Origin of the sequence: Lactobacillus sp. ESL0261, from assembly GCF_003693025.1 — a bacterium.
Taxonomy (GTDB): Bacteria; Bacillota; Bacilli; order Lactobacillales; family Lactobacillaceae; genus Lactobacillus; species Lactobacillus kullabergensis.
Genome location: NZ_REHN01000009.1, coordinates 39,210 through 60,325, shown reverse-complemented (window position 1 = coordinate 60,325; position 21,116 = coordinate 39,210). Strand labels below are relative to the sequence as shown.

The 21,116-nt window shown below is 35.4% G+C and carries 19 protein-coding genes; 17 read left to right on the top strand and 2 right to left on the bottom strand.

Features of this window, described 5'->3' with window-relative positions; all coding sequences use genetic code 11:
- Nucleotides 1-210 precede the first annotated feature (210 nt).
- The 11 genes from F5ESL0261_RS06405 to F5ESL0261_RS06360 all read left to right on the top strand — a co-directional run bounded on the left by F5ESL0261_RS06405 (nt 211) and on the right by F5ESL0261_RS06360 (nt 11,115).
- Nucleotides 211-2,238 (top strand): peptidoglycan D,D-transpeptidase FtsI family protein, encoded by a 2,028-nt coding sequence (locus F5ESL0261_RS06405; protein WP_370448906.1) that lies wholly within the window; start codon nt 211-213, stop codon nt 2,236-2,238.
- A gap of 82 nt (nt 2,239-2,320) precedes the next feature.
- On the top strand, nt 2,321-2,470 hold the full coding sequence (rpmG, locus tag F5ESL0261_RS06400; RefSeq protein WP_081945351.1) for a 50S ribosomal protein L33: 150 nt from the start codon (nt 2,321-2,323) through the stop codon (nt 2,468-2,470).
- A gap of 53 nt (nt 2,471-2,523) precedes the next feature.
- On the top strand, nt 2,524-3,102 hold the full coding sequence (locus F5ESL0261_RS06395; RefSeq protein ID WP_122052618.1) for a 5-formyltetrahydrofolate cyclo-ligase: 579 nt from the start codon (nt 2,524-2,526) through the stop codon (nt 3,100-3,102).
- An 11-nt stretch (nt 3,103-3,113) separates the two neighbouring features.
- Entirely contained in the window at nt 3,114-3,794 is a 681-nt protein-coding gene (locus tag F5ESL0261_RS06390; protein WP_122052617.1) for a rhomboid family intramembrane serine protease, read from the top strand.
- Nucleotides 3,794-4,012 (top strand): YqgQ family protein, encoded by a 219-nt coding sequence (locus F5ESL0261_RS06385; protein ID WP_122052616.1) that lies wholly within the window; start codon nt 3,794-3,796, stop codon nt 4,010-4,012. The genes F5ESL0261_RS06390 and F5ESL0261_RS06385 overlap by 1 nt, the downstream gene beginning before the upstream one ends.
- Nucleotides 4,013-4,067: 55 nt before the next feature.
- Nucleotides 4,068-4,472: a rhodanese-like domain-containing protein gene (locus F5ESL0261_RS06380; RefSeq protein ID WP_034980205.1), complete on the top strand. Its 405-nt coding sequence runs from the start codon at nt 4,068-4,070 to the stop codon at nt 4,470-4,472.
- A 68-nt stretch (nt 4,473-4,540) separates the two neighbouring features.
- Nucleotides 4,541-5,461, top strand: coding sequence for a tRNA (adenosine(37)-N6)-dimethylallyltransferase MiaA (gene miaA / locus F5ESL0261_RS06375; RefSeq protein ID WP_122052615.1), 921 nt, complete (start codon nt 4,541-4,543; stop codon nt 5,459-5,461).
- Nucleotides 5,454-6,704: a methionine gamma-lyase family protein gene (locus F5ESL0261_RS06370; RefSeq protein ID WP_122052614.1), complete on the top strand. Its 1,251-nt coding sequence runs from the start codon at nt 5,454-5,456 to the stop codon at nt 6,702-6,704. The genes miaA and F5ESL0261_RS06370 overlap by 8 nt, the downstream gene beginning before the upstream one ends.
- Nucleotides 6,705-6,875: 171 nt before the next feature.
- Entirely contained in the window at nt 6,876-8,213 is a 1,338-nt protein-coding gene (gene glnA, locus F5ESL0261_RS06365) for a type I glutamate--ammonia ligase (protein WP_122052613.1), read from the top strand.
- A gap of 281 nt (nt 8,214-8,494) precedes the next feature.
- Nucleotides 8,495-8,647: a hypothetical protein gene (locus tag F5ESL0261_RS10200; protein WP_233560905.1), complete on the top strand. Its 153-nt coding sequence runs from the start codon at nt 8,495-8,497 to the stop codon at nt 8,645-8,647.
- A 1,283-nt stretch (nt 8,648-9,930) separates the two neighbouring features.
- On the top strand, nt 9,931-11,115 hold the full coding sequence (locus tag F5ESL0261_RS06360) for an MFS transporter (RefSeq protein ID WP_122052612.1): 1,185 nt from the start codon (nt 9,931-9,933) through the stop codon (nt 11,113-11,115).
- Nucleotides 11,116-11,207: 92 nt separating this feature from the next.
- On the opposite strand, the gene pyrE is transcribed toward F5ESL0261_RS06360, so the two are convergent.
- The gene (gene pyrE / locus F5ESL0261_RS06355) at nt 11,208-11,843 is read right to left on the bottom strand and encodes an orotate phosphoribosyltransferase (RefSeq protein WP_122052611.1); all 636 of its coding nucleotides are present in this window, start codon (nt 11,841-11,843) and stop codon (nt 11,208-11,210) included.
- A 1-nt stretch (nt 11,844) separates the two neighbouring features.
- Nucleotides 11,845-12,552, bottom strand: a complete 708-nt coding sequence (gene pyrF, locus F5ESL0261_RS06350; RefSeq protein WP_122052610.1) for an orotidine-5'-phosphate decarboxylase — start codon at nt 12,550-12,552, stop codon at nt 11,845-11,847.
- Nucleotides 12,553-12,797: 245 nt separating this feature from the next.
- On the opposite strand from pyrF, the gene F5ESL0261_RS06345 reads away from it, so the two are divergent.
- From F5ESL0261_RS06345 to carB, 6 genes are all read left to right on the top strand, one after another.
- Nucleotides 12,798-13,721, top strand: a complete 924-nt coding sequence (locus F5ESL0261_RS06345; RefSeq protein WP_122052609.1) for a dihydroorotate dehydrogenase — start codon at nt 12,798-12,800, stop codon at nt 13,719-13,721.
- A 196-nt stretch (nt 13,722-13,917) separates the two neighbouring features.
- Nucleotides 13,918-14,460 (top strand): bifunctional pyr operon transcriptional regulator/uracil phosphoribosyltransferase PyrR, encoded by a 543-nt coding sequence (pyrR, locus tag F5ESL0261_RS06340; RefSeq protein WP_046332298.1) that lies wholly within the window; start codon nt 13,918-13,920, stop codon nt 14,458-14,460.
- Between the two features lie 145 nt (nt 14,461-14,605).
- The gene (locus F5ESL0261_RS06335; protein WP_122052608.1) at nt 14,606-15,562 is read left to right on the top strand and encodes an aspartate carbamoyltransferase catalytic subunit; all 957 of its coding nucleotides are present in this window, start codon (nt 14,606-14,608) and stop codon (nt 15,560-15,562) included.
- A complete protein-coding gene (locus F5ESL0261_RS06330) occupies nt 15,562-16,839 on the top strand; it encodes a dihydroorotase (protein ID WP_122052607.1) in 1,278 nt (425 codons plus the stop codon). The genes F5ESL0261_RS06335 and F5ESL0261_RS06330 overlap by 1 nt, the downstream gene beginning before the upstream one ends.
- Nucleotides 16,836-17,921 (top strand): carbamoyl phosphate synthase small subunit, encoded by a 1,086-nt coding sequence (locus tag F5ESL0261_RS06325; RefSeq protein ID WP_122052606.1) that lies wholly within the window; start codon nt 16,836-16,838, stop codon nt 17,919-17,921. Before F5ESL0261_RS06330 ends, F5ESL0261_RS06325 begins: the two co-directional genes overlap by 4 nt.
- Nucleotides 17,914-21,096 carry a carbamoyl-phosphate synthase large subunit gene (carB, locus tag F5ESL0261_RS06320; protein WP_122052678.1) on the top strand — a complete coding sequence of 1,061 codons (3,183 nt, stop codon included), beginning with the start codon at nt 17,914-17,916 and terminating at the stop codon, nt 21,094-21,096. The genes F5ESL0261_RS06325 and carB overlap by 8 nt, the downstream gene beginning before the upstream one ends.
- Nucleotides 21,097-21,116 lie beyond the last annotated feature (20 nt).

Here is a 21,116-nt window from a genome sequence, read left to right as displayed (position 1 = left end):
TTATGAAGTGTCTATAACTATTTTATTACTTGTCATTTGCAACTTATCTATTAAAGTTTTTTCAAAACGTTAACATCTCAATAGATTTGTCATCTAGTTTTTGCTAAAATTACACTAGTTTAGTGAGGTTGAGTCTAATTGAATTTTTTTAAGAAAAAGCTAAAGACTAAAAATAATAATTCCAAAAAACAAGCTTCAACTCCAATTAGGATGAAAATAATTTTGGGGATTATTTTTGTCCTTTTTGCTACGTTAATTGGACAACTGGCATATTTGCAAATAGGCTATGGTTCTCGTTTTAAGGCTGAAGTGCAAAAATCTAATTCTGCTGTAGTTTCAAGTCAAGTTCCTCGTGGGGTTATGTATGACAGCAAAGGGCGCGTATTGGTAGGAAATAGAGCTAAGAATGCTATTACCTACACCAAAAGTGTTTCTACTACAAGTGAAGATATTTATTCAATTTCAAATTCTCTTAGTCAATACATTTCAATTAAAGACGAAAAACCGACACAGCAGCAAGTAATTGATTATTATTTGGCTAATAAAAATAATAGTGCCAAGGAAGCGGCTAAAGTTCCTAAATCAGTGAGAGCAACACAGGATGATAATTTAATTAATAAAAGAATCCAAGAGCAAGTTAGTGCTGAACATGTTAAATTAAGTGCACGTGAAAAAACAGCGGCTTTAATTTACAATAAGATTTCAGGGGCGTACACTCTTTCTACCATTTATATTAAAAATAATCACTTAACAGATAAAGAAATTGCGGAAGTAGGCGAACATCTTTCTGATTTGCCCGGTGTAGGCATTGGTACTGATTGGCAACGTTCTTATCCTAATGGTTCATCGATTCGCAGCATTATTGGTTCTGTATCAACTGAAAAAGCTGGCTTGCCTAGTGATAATTTACAATATTATTTAACCAATGGCTATTCTAGAAATGACAGAGTAGGTACTTCATATTTGGAAGAAAAATATGAACCACTGCTAAAAGGAACGAAAGCCACAAGTAAAGTTTGGACTAAAAATTCAGGCGATATTGAACAATCGAAATCGGTTTATTCTGGTCAAGCTGGTGCAAGTTTGGTTTTAACGCTTGATGCTAAATATCAAAAAGAGGTTCAAAGTTCATTAGAAAATATCTATGCGTCAGCTGTTGGTTCAGGAGCGGCTCGCTATTCAAATGGAGCTTATGCTGTTGCCATGAATCCCAAAACTGGTGCGATTTTGGCTATTGCTGGTATTAGTCGTGACCCAAAGAAGAATAAAACTACTAATAACGCATTAGGGGTAATTAATCAGTCTTTTGTAATGGGGTCAGCTGTTAAAGGCGCAATGGTAGGTGGAGGATTGATTAATAAGGTAATCACTCCCACAAATAATGTAATGCCTGATACACCGGTTTACTTGCCCAGTACTCCTGTTAAAAAGTCTGTTTATCCAATAGGTACTTTTGGAGCCCTTGATGCAGAAACGGCACTTGAAGTTTCAAGTAATATTTACATGATGCATTTAGCAATGAAATGGGTTAAAGCTTCATATGTTCCTAAAACAAAAATTTATATGCCACAAACGGCGTTTGAACCTTTACGACATAATTTTAATATGTTTGGATTAGGTCAAAAAACTGGCATTGACTTACCGGGAGAAATTTCCGGAATTCAGGGCAAATCATTTAATGATCAAGGATTGGTTCTTTCAGGTTCTGTGTTAGACCTGTCTTATGGTAACTATGATGCTTATACTTTAATTCAAATGGTTCAGTACGTTTCTACGATTGCAAATGGTGGCTATAGAATGCAGCCTTATGTGGTGCAGTCAATTGGACGAACTTCAAATAACGGCAAAAAAGTTTATGTAGATTATAATAAAAAACCAGAAGTTCAGTTACGTATACCCTGGACATCAGATGAGCTGAATATTGTCAGACAAGGCTTTTGGCGTGTTGTTCATGGTACAAATTCTTGGGGTACAGCACATAAACTAAAAAATGTAAAACCTTCTATTTCCGGCAAATCAGGAACTGCTCAAACATTTTATTACGATCCTGATAATCCTAACCAAAAAAATCCGCCTGAGCTGGTTAATGCTACTTTTGTTGGCTATGCGCCATCAAATAATCCTGAAATAGCAACAGCTGTAATATTTCCTGGACTTGATCCCGAACATGAAGGTTCATATACGCTACAAATGACTAAAGCAATGGTGCAGGATTACTTTAAATTACATAAAAAATAGAATTTTATGAATATTACTGGTAATAATAAAAGAAAAATGCTAAGATAATACAGTCAGAATAAAAGCGTAGGTGGTGAAAGAAATGGCAGATAACATCATTTTGGAATGCACCGAATGTGGCGATAGAAGTTACTTATCTAAGAAAAACAAGCGTAAGCATCCGGAACGTTTAAGTTTGAAGAAGTATTGCCCAGTCGAAAGACATACTACTCTTCATCGTGAAACTAAGTAATTAACCAATATGGCAGGAGCCTATGCTCCTGCTATTTTTTATATGGAAGAATCATGACAAAATCAAAAAAAGAAATTAGAAAACAACAAGTAGAAAAACTAAGCAATTTTGCGGAAACACCTCTAAAAAGCACTGAAGATCAGACTCTGCTTAAAAATATTATGAATTCTGATTTGCTTAGCAACTGCCAAAGCGTAGGGATAACATCTTCTCTAACTTATGAGGTAGATACTTCAGGACTAATTGCACAGTTATGGGATCTAGGAAAGGATGTTTATTTAGCTCGCGCTAACGATAACAGTGAACGTTCCCAAGATTTCATTTATTATAGTTACATGACTAAGTTAACTAAGTCTAAATTTGGTGTAGAAGAAGTAAGTGAGCCGGATGCTCAGATTAATAATGATCTTGACTTAATTATTGTCCCCGGATTAGCTTTTGCTTTGGATTCGCATCAACGTTTAGGATTTGGCGGTGGTTATTATGATCGCTTTTTGGCAAAACATCCTAGTTCAAAGACGGTAGCTTTGGTCAATTCAAAGATGATTTTTAAAACTGCAGCGTGGAAAATAGAAGCAACTGATGTTCCAATTCAAACAATTATCACTCCTGAATCAATTTTATCGAAATAACTGAGGCTATTATGAACCAGCGACAAAACCTGAAAAATTGTTATATAACTATCAGTATTCTAGTTATTCTTTTTTTAGTCTTTTTAATTGAAACTGCAATAGGCGGCTCCGAAAATATCTACGTTCTAATGAAATTGGGAGCTATGAAAAATGATGCTATTGTTATAGGTAACCAGTGGTGGCGTTTGTTTACCGCACAATTCCTTCATATTGGAATTATGCACTTAATATCAAATGCAGTGATGATCTATTATCTGGGAGTTTATATGGAAACAATAATAGGTCATTGGCGTTTTTTAGTTATCTATTTGCTTTCAGGCATTGGCGGAAATCTCTTAAGCCTAGCTTGGGGAAACGATAACGCTATTAGTGCTGGTGCTTCAACTGCTTTGTTTGGACTTTTTGGTGCAATGACTGCTGTTGCATTGCAAAATCGTGCTAATCCGATTCTTGTTTATTTAGGTAGGCAATCTTTTTGGCTGGCACTGATTAATATTGTGCTTGATCTTTTTGCTCCTAATATCGATATCCCAGGACATATTGGCGGTTTTATAACCGGATTTTTAATTGCTGTAGTTTTGGGTGAAAAAAACTTAAGAAAGTATTCTATGAAAATGCGTGTTGTTGCAGTATGTGCTTTGATAATTTATTGTGTGGCAACTATCAGAATGGGTATGGTAATCAACTTATAATGAAAACTCTGTATGATGTACAACAGCTTTTGGAAAAATACGGCATTTTTGTCCATGTAGGAAAAAGAATTTGGGACATTGAGCTAATGGCTCTTGAACTAGATAATATCAACCGTTCACATTTAATCGATAAGCATGATTATTTAATTGCAAAAATAATACTGCGCCGTGAATATGAATATGAAGAACGCAGAAATAAAAATAAGCATGGCTCTTAAGCTACATTAAGAGTATATTGTTTTTAGAAACTTTTAAGTAGGAGAAATACAATTTATGTCAACTTTTTTAGTTATTCTAGATGCGGTTTTAATTATAATAATTTTAGCCTTTGTTGCAGTTTGGTTATGGAATAAAATACAGACTAAGCGCTTGGGCGGTGGAGACTTGTCCAATGATGAATTTAATAAGGGAATGCGTAAAGCACAGGTTGTAGATTTACGTGAAAAAGAACCTTTCAAAAGAAAACATATTGATGGTGCCAGAAACTTACCTTATACAATGCTTAAATATCAATATACTGAATTAAGGTCCGATCTTCCGGTTTACCTATACTCTGATTCTTTATCAGTTACCCTGCGAGCTGCCAGATTTCTACAGAAAAAGAACTTTTCATCTATTAAGTGGTTAAAAAATGGTTTTGATGAATGGAATGGTCGTACTAAGAAGTCCAAATATTAAATAGAAAACATGTTTGTTAATTTTTCAAACGTGTTTTTTCTATATTATTTATTGAATGAGGGAAAAAGATGCAGAAAGTTTTGGCAATAGTGGGACCAACGGCAATTGGAAAAACCTCTTTGGCAATTCAGCTTGCTCAAAAAGTAAATGCTGAAATAATTTCGGGTGATTCAATGCAGGTTTATAAAGAGGTGGCTATTGGAACAGCGAAAGCAACTCCAACAGAGCAAACCGCTATTCGGCATTATCTTGTTGATACTCAATCAGTTTTTGAGCCTTATTCTGTGATAGATTTTATTGAGCAGGCGGAAAAAGCTATTGAGAAAATCAGTGCCCAAAGTAAGCTGCCACTTTTAGTAGGTGGTACTGGTTTTTATGTTAATGCACTTTTAAACAAAATGAAATTAGGAGAACCGTCTCGCCAAGAATCAGTGACAACGAAAAAATGGGAAAACTTTTTGCAGGAACATGGTAAAAATGAATTGTGGGCAGAGTTAGACAAGCGAGATCCAGAAGCCGCTCAAAAAATTCCATCAAATAACTCTCGCCGTGTTTTACGGGCGCTGACAGTAATTGAACGTACAGGAAAAAAGTTTTCACAACAGCAGAAAAAAATAAAGGCAAGATATGATTACCTCATTATTGGTCTCAATTCAGATCGTGCTAAAATCTACCGTAGAATTGATTTGCGTGTTGATCAGATGATGGAACAAGGCTTGCTTGAAGAAGCAAAATTTGTTTATCAAAATCGTGCTCAAGAATATACAATCCTGCAGGCTATTGGTTATAAAGAGTTGTTTCCTTATTTTGCAAAACAAGATAACCTTGAAAATTGCATTTCAAATTTAAAAACAGCTTCAAGAAGATATGCTAAGAGGCAGCTGACGTATTTTCGTCATCAATTACCTGTCACTTGGTTTGATCCGCTTAAAGATCCGAATTGTTTAAATAAAATTACACAGAAAGTTGAGGTTTGGTTAAATGAATAACTGGCCAAATGAATTAAATGAAATAGTAGCAGAAACTGACAAACAGATAGCGCCGCAATTAGAAAAAATTGATCAAAATATTCTATTTAATCAAAATAAAGTTTTACAAGCTTTTAAAGACAAAGCTGTTGCTGAATCTGATTTAATTGGCAGTACTGGGTACGGGTCAGATGACAGCGGGCGAGATAAGCTAGATCGTATTTACGCACAGATATTTAACACTGAGGATGCCTTAGTCCGTTCACAGTTTGTTTCTGGTACTCATACTTTGGCTACTGCAATGGCAGGAAATTTGCTGCCAGGTGATGAACTAATCTATTTAACTGGTATGCCTTATGATACATTGCAACAAGTTATTGGAATTGCCGGTAATGGTCGTGGTAGCTTGAAACAATATGGTGTTAAGTTTTCTCACGTTAATTTGTTATCTGATGGCAGTGTTGATTTTGCTTCTGCACGAAAGCTGTTAAAAGAACATCAACCTAAAATGGTTGTCATTCAGCGTTCACGAGGCTACAATACCAGACCAAGTTTTACAGTGGCAAAAATCAAGCCAATGATTAAAATGATCAGGGAAGTTTCGCCGAAAAGTATAGTTTTTGTTGATAACTGTTACGGAGAATTTTCTGAGCAACATGAACCTACTGAATATGGTGCTGATATAATGGCTGGCTCATTAATTAAGAATGCTGGTGGTGGACTGGCAAAAATAGGTGGTTATGTTGTTGGTAAGTACGAACTGATTGAAAACACTGCGGCAAGACTTACGGCCGGTGGTATTGGTCGCGAAGAAGGAGCCAGCTTAAATAATAATCTTGATTATTTTGAGGGCCTTTTTGTGTCACCGAGTGTTACCGGCAATGCTATTAAAGGTGCAATTTACTCATCAGCTTTATTAGAAAAGATGGGATTAGAGGTTTCACCTAAATGGAATGATGAAAGAACTGACTTAATTCAAACAGTGATTTTTCATGATAAAGACAAAATGATCAGATTTGCTAAAACTTTACAGGAAAACTCACCAATTAATTCATTTGTTGATCCTATTCCAAGTAATGACACTGGATATGAAGATCAAGTGATTATGGCTGATGGTTCATTTATTGAAGGTGCAAGTATTGAGTTTTCTGGAGATGGTCCAATTAGACCGCCTTATGCTCTATATATGCAAGGTGGATTAACCTATGCTCATGTGAAAATAGCGATCACAAATGCAGTTAATGAATTATTTTTTCAAAATTAATCAAGAATATTTATAAAAGTAAAGTAAAAGTTTGGTAAAGTTTTAATATTTTTTGTTAGACCACTTTACAAGTTTTTAAACATTTGCTAATCTAAAATCTAGTTTTAAACGAGAAACAAATTTCTAGTTTAGACTGTACCAATTATTGTGTGATTTTTTAGGTGGAGAAGCATGACAAAGAAAATTTCAGCAGATGACATAAGAAAAAGTGTCAAAGAAGAAGATGTCAGATTTATTAGACTGGCTTTCACAGATATCAATGGAACGCTAAAAGCAGTTGAGGTTCCAAATAGTCAGTTAGACAAGGTTTTAGAAAATGACGTACGCTTTGATGGTTCTTCAATTGATGGATTTGTTCGTTTGGAAGAAAGTGATATGATATTATATCCAGATTTTTCCACCTGGTCCGTTTTGCCTTGGAGTGACAGCACAGGTGGTAAAATTGGTTGCTTAACTTGTTCCGTTCATACTACTGATGGTGAGCCTTTCGCAGGTGATCCACGGAATAATCTTAAAAGAGTTATAGGTCAAATGAAAGAATTGGGCTTTACCGCTTTTGACATTGGTTTTGAAGCCGAATTTCATTTACTTAAACTTGATGAAAATGGTAATTGGACTACTCAAGTTCCAGACCATGCATCATATTTTGATTTGACTTCAAACGATGAAAGTGCAAGTTGTCGCCGAGATATTGTTGAAACTTTGGAAAGCATTGGATTTGAAGTGGAAGCTGCTCACCATGAAGTAGGAGATGGCCAGCAGGAAATTGATTTCAGATTCGATGATGCGTTGACAACTGCTGATCGTGTTCAAACTTTTAAAATGATTGTGCGTGAGATAGCTAAAAGACATGGCTTATTTGCTACATTTATGGCTAAGCCCTTGCAAGGTCAAGCTGGCAACGGGATGCATACCAACATGTCTTTATTCAAAGGTAATAAAAATGCATTTTATGATAAAAATAATAAATATCATTTATCTAAGACTGCTTTGTACTTTTTAAATGGCATTTTGGAGCATGCACGAGCAATTACGGCAGTGGGAAATCCAACTGTTAACTCATATAAGCGCTTAATCCCCGGTTTTGAGGCACCAGTATATATTTCTTGGGCTTCAAAGAATCGTTCCCCTATGGTTAGGGTACCTTCTGCAGGGGAATTAAATACTCGACTTGAAATGCGTTCTGCTGATCCTACAGCTAACCCTTATTTACTTTTAGCCGCATGTTTAAGTGCAGGGATGGCTGGAATTAAGGAAGAAAAGATGCCTATGGACCCAGTCACCTGCAACTTATTCGATTTAAATGAAGAACAACTTAATGAGATGGGGATCAAACCGCTTCCTTCTACATTGCACAATGCATTAAAGGCTTTTAAGAAAGATAAATTAATTCAGAATGCTTTAGGAGAGCATTTAACTCAGAGTTTTATTGATTCTAAAGAATTAGAATGGTCACAATACACTCAAACTGTTTCTGATTGGGAAAGAAATCGTTATATGGGCTACTAAACCAATCTCGATGATAGTAGTATTTTTAAATCTGTATATTTTTGTTTTGAAGAAATAACTTTTAAGAAAATAAAAAACACGTTGATTACTTTCCTTTAAAAGTTTTTAATAGATTTTTAAAATAGTTTTGATGTCAAGCTGTAAATCGGCTTGACATTTTAATTTTAGAAACGTTTTTAACATAGCCCAATTCGTCTTTAGTTACTTTTAACTCAGATAAAAATAATTAATCTTCTCCTGAAACAAATCTAAATAATATTTTTAAGCAGATTACCGGAAAGTTGCTGGTAAAAAATTTCAACTTAATGCACAGACCTATTGGTAAATCTAATGTAAAGAAAGCTGTTACCGCTGCCAATGACCTAGGTACTGAAGGAGATATAGTCGTGATAAGGATATCTCTTTACGATACTAAAATAGTTACATTTTTGTAAAAATACATTAATTTAATCAAAAACTATCTTTTCTAATCGCATAGCAACTATAATATGTTGTATTTCTAGGTATTAGTGATATTGAAAGAAAAATTAAATTAAAATCTATCTGTTTTTAGTCCAAATGCCAAGCATATGAGTAAAAAGAAGCTTTGCTCTATTAATAAACTTAAGCAGTGTTTCAAGGTGGGCAGTTTTATGCCATATTTAAGAAAGATTAATTACAAATATTTTTGAATTTGATAATTTCAAGAGTTAATTTTTAAAATTTTAAAAGTGCTAACTAAATTCTGAATTAATAACAAATTATCAATTCTGGTAAACCATTGCTAAGTAATTATTTTCAAAATGTTATTTCTAAATTAATATAAATAAAATAAAAGTTAATAAGATATAAAGCCAGATGGCTACGCTTTCAAAAAAATAAATAATATTTAAATTTTTTTATTTAAATATAATATTATTACTGTTATTTGTAATAAAATACTTTTTTAATAATCCTCATTAAAAAAGTATTTTTTATTTTATAGATGCTTCACAATCATTATGAACTGTGTTATTTAAATATTATACAGATACTTTTATACTGTTTTATAATAAAAACATATTTTTTAAAATTAAATAATTTATTGACAATTATAGCCACGTTGATTAGGATTATACTATATAATAATATTAACCATATATTTTATGTTTTAGGAGGTAATGTTATTTTAAATAATTCAGGAAAATTGTATGAAAAAATATTTTTCTTCATTAGCTTAAAGAAAGGAAGGGTTATGAAATAAAAAGCAACTTCAATATAATAATCAATTGAGGTTGCTTAAGATACTGTTAAGAATAAATTTAAAAAATTTGTAAATATGCTAAAAATAAAATTTACCCTTAACGTAAAATTGTGGTGAGATAATTAGTTAAGGCTAATCCAACTCACTACTAGATTTAATGATACCACAGAAAAAAGTTTATAGTTATTCAAATTTATGTCATAAATGAACTTAAAAAAATAATTGTAAACATGTAGATTTAATTTAAAATTTCTATGGATAAATATCTTAAAATCACATATACACTAACTTAAAGGTTGTACGGAAATTTCATACAACCTTTTTTGGTCAAACTATATAACTTTAGAAGGAATGTCTAGCATTATGTATAGCCCCTAGTCAAATGCTATCGCATGGTTGACAACTAAAATGTTTTTTAGTTAATTTTATTATTCGAATATGTCAACTTTTAAGTGATATGATAAATAAGTTAGGTTTTGAATAAGTGAGGTAAAAATGACAAAAGAAAAGGCAATTTATACTAAAGATGTCATACTAGTTATGGCAGCTTCATTCTTTTTTATGTTTAGCACTATGTTTGTGAACCCTCTGATTAACGGCTATGCTAAAAGTTTGGGAGCTAGTAGTGGTTTTGCTGGCTTGATTGTGGGAATTATGAGTATAGCAGCAATGTTTTTGCGACCGATTGCAGGTAATTTGACGGATAAATTTTCGAAATACCGTTTATCTTTTATCGGAGGAATTCTCATAGTGGTCGGTGTAACTGGCTACGTAATAGCACCAGCAAGCAATTGGCTGCTCCTTTTTCGTTTAATTAACGGCTCGGGTTATGTTCTTTGCACCGTTTGCATGACGACTTGGCTTGCCTTTTTGGTACCACGTGCTCACGTTGGTCAGGCAATGGGATTTTATGGTCTGATGAATGCACTTGCGATGGCTGTTGCTCCAGCGCTTGCTATTAGTACTTATCAAAAAACAGGATACAGAACTGCTATCATTGCTTCTGCTGTTTCGGCCGTTTTAATGGTCATTATAATTCAATTTGTTGGCAATAAGGCAAAACCAAAAGAAGTTAAACAATTAGAAAAGAAAAAATCATTTTTGCATCTTAAAATTATTCAAAAAAACGTATTGCCTATAGCAATGCTCACTACTTTATTTGCATTTCCTTATTTTGCCACACAAGCCGATCTGGTTACTTACGTTGAAGAGCGTCATTTGAGTGTAAATGTAGGCTCCTATTTTTTAATTTATGCTGTTGTACTGTTGCTTATTCGAATAGTTTTAAAAAATCTCTTTGATACTGTTAAATTTGGCACTTGGTTTTGGGTTAGTGTTGCTGCCACCCTTATTTACCTAATTTTGCTGGCAACAATGAAAAATAACTGGATAATGGCTCTCGCAGCTGCTTTTATGGCTATTGGCTATGGTTTAATGTATTCAGTTTTACAGTCAACTGCAATGCTATTGGCTCCCATAAGCGAACAAGGTTTAGCAAGTAGCACGTTTTACTTAGGACTTGACATTGGTATGGCGTTTGGTCCAATAATCATGGGATTTATAAATGACTTATTACCAGTCAAATACTTTTATTTAGTGCAGTTAATTTTAATACCTTTCATGATATTGATCTATTTCCATTATCGTGATCGTCTGAATGGTGCAATTAGACATCATTAACCTTTTTTCAAATAAAAGAAAAACTGACTAATCTTGTTTTAGTAAAAGATTAGTCAGTTTTTAATAACTAATAAAATAATCGGCTTTGTTTTTTATTGGAATTTTTTACCCCATTCCCAAGGATCTTCGTGCCAGGTCTTCAAAGCTTCATATTCTGTTGGAGTTATATATTTCATTTCTTTTTCTTTTTGGAGTAGTTCAGGATATGTTAACAGAGGACTGTAGTCAACTTTAGCTTGAGCAAAATTTGCTTTAGTATCTTTTAGATAATAAGTAAATATTGAACTCACGCCGATTACATTACCGCCTTCTTTTTCAGTTGCTTTTACCGCATTAATAACTGACCCACCAGTTGTAATTAAATCGTCAATTAATACAATTCTGTCGTGGCTATTAAAAAGTCCTTCAATTTGTTTACCTTTTCCATGATCTTTTGGTTTTGGCCGTACATAAATCATTGGTAGGTGCAATTTAGCAGCAACCCAGGCCGCATGGGGAATTCCGGCAGTAGCAACGCCACCGATTATACTAACATCTGAATATTTTTCTTTAATAAGAGCTGCTAAATCTGAAGCAATCCAGTCACGCAAGTCTGGATAGGAAACAGTTAATCTTAAATCAGTATAAATGGGAGATAACATGCCACTTGCATAAGTGAATGGTTTGTCAGGGGATATTGTAATAATTTTTTTATCAACTAACTTATTAATAATTTGATCTTGATGCATTTTACTCAAACTCCTTTTTAATTTCTCGATAAACTAAAGCAGGATCTTCAGCCTGCGTAATTGGTCGACCCACTACAAGAGCACTTGAACCAAATTCTTTAGCCTTTTGTGGCGTGGCTATACGCTTTTGATCATCAGTGGTGCTATTTGACAATCTTATTCCCGGTGTTACATATAAAAAGTCAGAACCAACCTGTTTTTTTAATTTTTTTACCTCAAGTGGTGAGCAGATTACACCATCTGCTCCAGCTTTTTTTGCAGTTTGTGCCAGACTAACAACTTGATCAGTCATTGATAATGAACAATTTTGTTCGTTTGCCAAAATCTTTTCCGAAATTGAGGTCAGTTCAGTCACAGCTAATAATTTAGGAGTATTGTTTCCAGTTGGTGTGCCATCTATCAAGCCTTTTTTTGCGGCGGAAATCATTTCACTGCCACCTAGAGCATGAATAGTCGTGCAAAAAATACCTAAATGAGCAATTTGCCTAGCAGCTCGATAAACTGTATTGGGAATATCGTGTAATTTAAGATCTAAAAAAATATGATAGCCTTGATTTACTAATTTTTCTACAAAATCGGATCCATAATGGTAATAAAGTTCCATGCCGATCTTTAAGTATGTTTCTTGGGGCTGTCCCAATTTTGCTAGTAATTCATGAACCTTATTTTGGCTGTCAAAGTCCAAAGCTACAAACACTGCTTTTTCCATTAAAAACCTCCACAAAAAAAGTCTATTCTGGTACGAGAGTGCATCAAAATAGACCTTTTATATTTAATTTAAGTCATGTTTTTAACTTGCGGTCTCTCTGTACCGTTTAAAGTTTATCAATAATGAGATTACCATTTTTATTTATAAAATACAATAAAATTTTGTTTTTAAAAAGTAAAGAAATTGTGTAAAATATATCCAAAAATAATTGTACTGACAGTGAGCTTACATTTTTGGAGGGTAATATGACAAATATAAGTGTAAAATTGCCTGGATTTACTTTAAAAAACCCGGTGATGCCGGCTAGTGGTACTTTCGGCTTCGGGGATGTACCAGCAGCAAAAAAATTTGACTTGAATGAACTGGGAGCACTAGTTATTAAAACTACTACACCTAAGCCAAGTTTAGGAAATCCGCAACCCCAAATTGCAGTTTTAGATAATGGCGTATTAAATTCAGTTGGGTTGACCAATCCAGGGGTTGATAAAGTTATTAGCGATAAGTTGCCTGCTATTAAAAAGCAATATCCAGCTCTACCAATAATTGCCAGTGTTGGTGGTGAAAGTGAAGATGGCTATCTTGAAGTTGCTCAAAAACTGTCAGATTCAAAAATGGTTACTGCTGTTGAAATTAATGTTTCTTGCCCCAATGTGGCTCAAGGTGGAATGTCATTTGGTGTTCACCCAAGAGTGGTGGAGAAGCTAACTGCTGCAATAAAAAATGCAGTTGATTTGCCCGTTTTTGTCAAGTTGACACCCAATGTAACAGATATAGTTGCATTAGCGCAGGCAGCTGAAGCAGGTGGTGCTGATGGCTTATCCTTAATAAATACTGTAACTGGCATGAGGATTAACATTAAGACTAGCAAACCTCTTTTAGGAAATAATTTTGGTGGTTATTCTGGTACTGCAGTGAAGCCCATTGCCTTATACCAGATTAATCAGGTAAGGCGAATTACCAATTTGCCAATTATCGGCATGGGGGGAATTGCCTCTGCTGAAGATGTGGTTGAATTTATGCTTGCTGGTGCTAACGCTGTTGCAGTAGGTAGTGCCCATTTTAAAGATCCTTTAGCTTGTCTTCATATTGTCCATGACTTACCGCAGGTTTTGAATAGTTTGGGAGTCAATTATATTAAAGATTTAGTTGGTCAAGTTGAATATAATTAAAAGAGCTAATATCAGCAATATTTAACTTTACTATTGACAATTTAAGTTTGAAACAGTATATTTAAACAGATGTCCTTTAAAAATAGTCCCGTGAGGCTAGCAAGGAAAGCTCAATTAAGTATTGACTTTTACAAAGCATTTAGTCTCAAATAGATTAAGTGCTTTTTTCATGGGCAATGTACTACAGGAGAAAAAAATGACTAAAGAAATTTGGGACGCTTCAGCAATGAAAAGAGCGTTGACAAGAATTACTTATGAAATCATTGAACGGAATAAGGGCACAGAGGATTTGGTTCTGGTAGGAATAAAAACTCGTGGTGTATATTTAGCTCAACGTATTCGTGATCGTATTCAGAAGCTTGAAGGTGTTGATGTTCCACTCGGTCAACTTGATATTACTTTATATCGTGATGATCGTCATGATGCAACATTAAAACTAGATCCCGTTGTTAATTCGAGTGAACTTGGTGTTGAAATTAGCAATAAACACGTGATTTTAGTTGATGATGTCATTTTTACCGGTCGCACAATCAGAGCCGCAATGGATGCTTTAATGGATAAAGGCAGACCTAGTTCAATTGCCGTTGCCGTTTTAGTTGATCGTGGGCATCGCGAACTACCAATTCGAGCAGATTTCGTTGGTAAAAATATACCAACTTCATCACATGAAGAAATTGCCGTCAATGTAGAAGAAATTGATAATAAAGACAGTGTGGAATTAAAACCATTGCCACAATAAAAAATTAATTCAACCGTTTAATTGGCTCCAGAGAGGGTCAGAAGGGTTTGAGTTCTTTTATTGAGTCTCTAACTATACGAAAAACCCTTTTGCTAAACCTGGAGCTGAAAAAGCTTTAGGTTTATTTTTTTGGAAAAGAGCAAAAATGAAGAATATTAATCTTGTTACCCTAAAATCATTTGTAAGTGTTGAAAGTTTAAGAATTGAAGAAGTAATGGCACTTATCGAGCGAGCAGAATACTTCAAAAACGGTGGAGCTCGTCCGCATTTAACGCATCCCGTTTTTGTCACCAACATGTTTTTTGAAAATTCTAGTAGGACTCACTCGAGTTTTGAAATGGCAGAAAGAAAATTGGGTTTAAGTGTAATACCATTTGATCCTGCACACAGTTCAACCAAAAAAGGGGAAACGCTTTATGATACTTCGCTTATTATGGCAGCTCTTGGGATTGATCTTGAAGTTATCAGGCATACTGAAAATGAATACTATAACCAACTGATAAATCCCAAACAAAACCAACATCTTGATATTGGTGTCATCAATGCAGGAGATGGTAGCGGGCAGCACCCATCACAATGTATGCTTGATATGATGACAATTCATGAGCATTTTGGACATTTTAAGGGTCTTAAAGTAGCTATCGTAGGAGATATTACTAATTCGCGAGTTGCTAAAAGTAATATGGAACTTTTGACCAGACTGGGAGCCAAGGTTTATTTCTCTGGTCCTGATTATTGGTATGACAAACAATACGATAAGTATGGTGAATATAAGCCCATTGATGACTTGATAAATCAAATGGACGTGATGATGTTGTTAAGAGTGCAGCATGAACGACACGCAGGTGATCCTAACGAAGCAAATTTTGACGCCAAAAGCTACCATGAAAAATTTGGTATTAATCAAAAAAGGTATGAGCAAATGAAAGATGATGCTATTATCATGCACCCAGGTCCCATTAATCATGATGTTGAACTTAGCGGTGACTTAGTTGAAGCTCCTAAGTGTCGGTTTGTAAGGCAAATGGAAAATGGCGTTTTTATGAGAATGGCAATGATTGAAGCAGTTATGCGAGGACGTAAATTAGGGGGATTGTCCTGATGGCAACTGTAATTAAAAATGGCTATATCTATACCAACGGAGAAATAGTGCATGGTGACCTTTTAATTAAAAATGGCCTAATTTCTGCAATTGGTACTGATTTGAAAGCGGAAAATATAATTGATGCCAAAAAGCAATTAATTAGCCCTGGACTTATCGATGTCCATGTTCATTACAGAGATCCGGGACAAACTGATAAAGAAAACGTCAAAACAGGGTCGCTAGCAGCAGCACATGGTGGCTTCACTACGGTTTGTGCAATGCCAAATGTAGTCCCAGTACCCAACACGCCAGAGCTGATGCGTAAAATGGTGAAAAACAACTATGAAAATGGTGTAATTCATGTTTTGCAATATGCACCAATTACAGTTAATGAAGATACTAATGAATTTCCTGATTATGCCGCTCTAAAAAAAGCTGGCTGCGTTGCACTGAGCAATGATGGCAAAGGTGTACAGAATGCGCACACGATGTATCTGGCAATGCAAAAGGCACAAGCTAACAATTTAATTATTGCCGAACATGCTCAAGATGATTCGTTGTTCAATCAAGGCGTGATAAATGAAGGTAGAAAAGCAAGTGAATTTAATTTAGCTCCGATTACTGAATTAGCTGAAACTACTCAAATTGCCCGAGATTTATTATTGGCGCAAAAGACTGGCGTTCATTACCATGTTTGCCATGTTTCTACTAAAAAAAGTGTTGAATTGATCAGAATTGCTAAAAGCAAAGGTATTAATGTTACCTGCGAAGTTGCTCCTCATCATCTTCTATTAGGAGAAAAAAATATTATTAGTGATAATGCTAACTTTAAAATGAATCCGCCTTTGAGAACTAAAGCAGATCAAGAAGCACTTATAGCTGGATTGCTAGATGGCACAATTGACATGATAGCTACTGATCATGCACCTCATACTGCAAGTGATAAACAAAATGGTTTTGCTGAGGCTGCATTTGGTATTGTTGGCAGTGAAACGGCCTTTTGCGAACTTTACACTAAATTTGTTAAAACTGGTATTTTTACTCTTGAGCAGTTAATAAATTGGCTCACTTTGGCTCCCGCCACAGCTTTTGGATTAAAAAAAGCTGGAAAAATAGCTTTAGGTCAACCGGCAGATATTGCAATTTTCGATCTTCATAAAAAAGAAGCTATTAATGCAGCTAATTTTAAGTCCAAAGGGAAAAATACTCCTTTTAATAATGATGCAGTTTACGGTCAAACAGTTTTAACAATGGTTGATGGCCAGATTGTTTTTCAAAGTGAGGAAAGTAAATGAGATATTTAATTTTAGAAGATGGCAGTGTATATGCTGGCGAAGGCTTTGGTGGAAGCCAAACCACTAAAGGCGAAGTAGTCTTCACCACCGGAATGACAGGTTATCAAGAGGCTATTACAGATCAATCATATGCTGATCAAATTCTAGTTTTTACTAACCCATTAATTGGCAATTATGGGATCACACTGGCAGATTATGAGTCACTCGAACCAGGCATAAAAGGAGTGATTTGCCATGAAGTGGCACGTCATCCTGATAATTGGCGCATGCAAACTACTTTACCAGATTTTTTAAAGGGATTAGATGTGCCTGGTATTCAAGGAATAGATACCAGAAAATTGGTTAAAAAATTACGCACCCACGGCACAATGAAGGGTCAAATTTGTGATTCTAAGGAGAAAGCTGCTGAAATTGCAGAGCAGTTAAAAGCAAGTCAGCTTTCAAAGGGCGTAGTTAAGAGAGTTGCGACTACAAAATCTTATCCTGTACCAGGCTCAAAGCGCAATATTGTTGTAGTCGATTTTGGCTTAAAAAACAGCATTTTGCGTGAATTAAGCCAACGAGATTGCAACTGTATCGTTCTGCCTTATACTACATCAGCTGAAAAAATTTTATCTCTTCATCCGGATGGCGTTTTGCTGTCTAATGGACCTGGAGATCCTTTAGAAATGCGGGGTGCCGTTAAAATGGTTCAAGAAGTGGAAAAGCAGATCCCACTAATGGGAATTTGCATGGGTCACCAGGTTTTTGCTCTGGCTAATGGTGCAAAAACTTACAAAATGAAATTTGGTCATCGCGGATTTAATCACCCCGTACGTGAAATTGCCACAGGTAACATTGGGTTTACTTCTCAAAATCATGGCTATGCTGTTAGTAGGGATTCAATTGATTCTGATAATTTAATGATTACACATGTTGAAGTTAATGATGGGACTGTAGAAGGTTTGCGGCATAAGAAATATCCTGCTTTTTCCGTGCAATTTCATCCTGATAGTACACCGGGCCCGCACGATGAAGAAGGCATCTTTGATTACTTTATGCAAATGATTGACCAAAGAAAGGATGTTAAAAATCATGCCTAAAAGAACTGATATAAAAAAAATAATGGTAATTGGTTCAGGACCAATTATTATTGGTCAGGCTGCAGAATTTGATTATTCCGGTACTCAAGCATGCCTTGCTTTGCGTGAAGAAGGTTATGAAGTGGTTCTGGTTAATTCTAATCCGGCCACAATTATGACTGATACCACAATAGCCGATAAAGTTTATATTGAACCATTAACTGTAGAATCAGTATCACGTATTATCCGCAAGGAGTTTCCTGATGCTATTTTACCGACTTTAGGTGGTCAAGTTGGTTTAAATATGGCTTTATCATTAGCAAAAAGTGGTATTTTAGATGAACTAAACATTGAATTATTGGGAACAAAGCTCAATTCAATTGAACAAGCCGAAGACAGAGAAAAATTTAAAGAATTGTGCCAAAAATTAGGAGAGCCAGTGCCACCTTCAACTAGTGTCAAGACAGTGCAAGAAGCATTAGATTTTGGAGACAAAATTGGTTACCCCATCATTGTTCGCCCGGCATTCACTATGGGTGGAACTGGTGGCGGTATTTGCAATGACAGGGATGAACTCGCTAAAATAGCCAAAAATGGCTTGGAATTATCTCCTGTTACTGAATGTTTAATTGAACGGTCAATTGCAGGATATAAAGAAATTGAATTTGAAGTCATGAGAGATCATGACGATAATGCCATGATTGTTTGTTGTATGGAAAACTTCGATCCTGTTGGTATCCATACGGGTGACTCAATTGTTTTTTCACCGTCTCAGACATTATCTGACAAAGAATATCAGATGTTGCGTGACTGTTCTTTAAAACTTATTCGGGCACTAAAAATTGAAGGTGGTTGCAATGTTCAATTAGCCCTTGATCCAAACAGTTTTAATTATGATGTCATTGAGGTTAATCCCCGGGTTTCGCGTTCTTCTGCATTAGCGTCAAAGGCTACTGGCTATCCCATTGCCAAGATGGCTGCTAAAATCGCTGTGGGTCTGACTTTAGATGAAATTAAAAATCCGGTAACAGGCACTACATTTGCAGAATTTGAACCAGCCCTGGATTATGTTGTTTGCAAAATACCGCGCTGGCCCTTTGATAAATTTGCCAAAGCAAATCGTGAACTTGGCACACAAATGAAAGCGACTGGAGAAGTCATGGCGATTGGCAGAACAGCTGAAGAAGCCTTTCAAAAAGCTGTTCGCTCTTTGGAAATTGACCAAAAAGACTTTTATTCAGCTGAAGCTCATGATGCAAGTGATGAAGAACTGGAAAATAAACTTGTTAAAGCTCAAGATGATCGTCTCTTTTATTTAGCAGAGGCTTTTCGCAGAGACTATGCAATGTCAGACTTACATGAATTAACCAAAATTAATTTCTATTTTCTAGATATTGTTAAGCATATTGTTGATTTAGAAAAAACTATTGCGGCTAATCCAGATGATCTGGCTGTGCTCAAAAATGCTAAGAAATACGGCTTTAGTGACCATACTATCGCCAATTTATGGCATGAGGATGAAGACCAAGTGCGAGATCTGCGCAAGCAGAACCATTTAGTGCCGGTTTATAAAATGGTAGATACTTGTGCTGGAGAATTTATCTCACAAACTCCTTATTTCTATTCTACTTACGATACCGAAAATGAGAGTCGGAAGAATAGTAAAAAATCAGTTTTAGTTGTTGGTTCAGGACCTATCAGGATTGGTCAGGGTGTAGAATTTGACTATGCCACTGTTCATTGTGTCAAAGCATTACAAAAAATGGGTTATGAAGCCATTGTAATTAATTCAAATCCAGAAACCGTTTCAACCGACTTTTCTGTTTCTGATAAATTATATTTTGAGCCACTCACTTTAGAAGATGTCTTAAATGTCTGTGATCTTGAGCAGCCTGAAGGTGTAATTATCCAGTTTGGTGGTCAAACTTCAATTAATTTGGCAGCTGGGCTAGAAAAGCATGGTGTTAAAATCTTGGGTACCAGTGTGGAAGACCTGAACAGAGCTGAAGATCGCGAATTATTTGATCAAGTAGTAAAAGAATTGGGCTTAAAGCAACCGCAAGGAATTACGACTACTACACATGATGGTGTTATCAAAGCAGCAGACAAGTTGGGGTATCCGGTTTTAGTCAGACCAAGTTATGTTTTGGGTGGAAAAGCAATGGAAATTGTTTATAATCAGCCAGAACTTGAAGACTATTTGCAAAATCATGTGGATATTGCAAGCAGTCATCCAATCTTAGTTGATGATTATCTTGATGGACGTGAGTGTGATGTCGATGCAATTTGCGATGGCGAAAGGGTCCTTATTCCCGGAATAATGGAACATATTGAACATGCTGGAGTTCACTCCGGAGATTCCATGGCTGTTTATCCCGCTCAAACATTTTCTCCCGCAATTAAACAAAAAATAGCCGACATTACTAAGAAGTTAGCGTTAAAGCTTAATTGTCGCGGAATAATGAATTTGCAGTTAATTGAGCGCAATGGTGAAATTTATATTATTGAGGTCAATCCTCGTGCTAGTCGTACTGTACCTTTTTTAAGTAAGATTACTTCTATTGAAATGGCGCAGGTGGCAACAAGAGTAATTATGGGTGAAAGCTTACAGGAGCAAGGTTATGATGATGGCCTGGCACCAGAAACCAAAATGATTAGTGTTAAAGCCCCAGTATTCTCATTTAGCAAGCTTTCTGATGTTGACAGCTACTTAGGACCGGAAATGAAGTCAACTGGTGAGGTCATGGGTAGTGATTTTAGTTTTCCTAAGGCACTTTACAAAGCCTTCTCAGGTGCAAACATGCATATTCCGGACAGTGGCAATATTTTATTAACAATCGAAGATCGTGATAAACAAGAAATTTTGCCTATTGCCAAAAGATTTGCCCAAATCGGTTACCGTATTTTTGCTACCAGTGGTACAGCAACATTTTTAAAACAAAATCATTTACATGTTGCTTTGGTAGATAAAATTCATGAAGACACTGACACAAATATCCTAAATGAATTGAAAAATGGCAAAATCGACTTGGTAATCAACACTATGGGACATGATTTGGCTAAAACTTCTGACGGCTTTGTCATTCGTCAAACAGCCATTCAGCAAAACATTCCGCTAATTACCAGTTTGGATACTGCACGTGCATTGCTAACTGCTTTAGAAAACAGGTCGTTTGCTACAATAAACATAAAATAGAATTTTGCAATTTAAAAAGC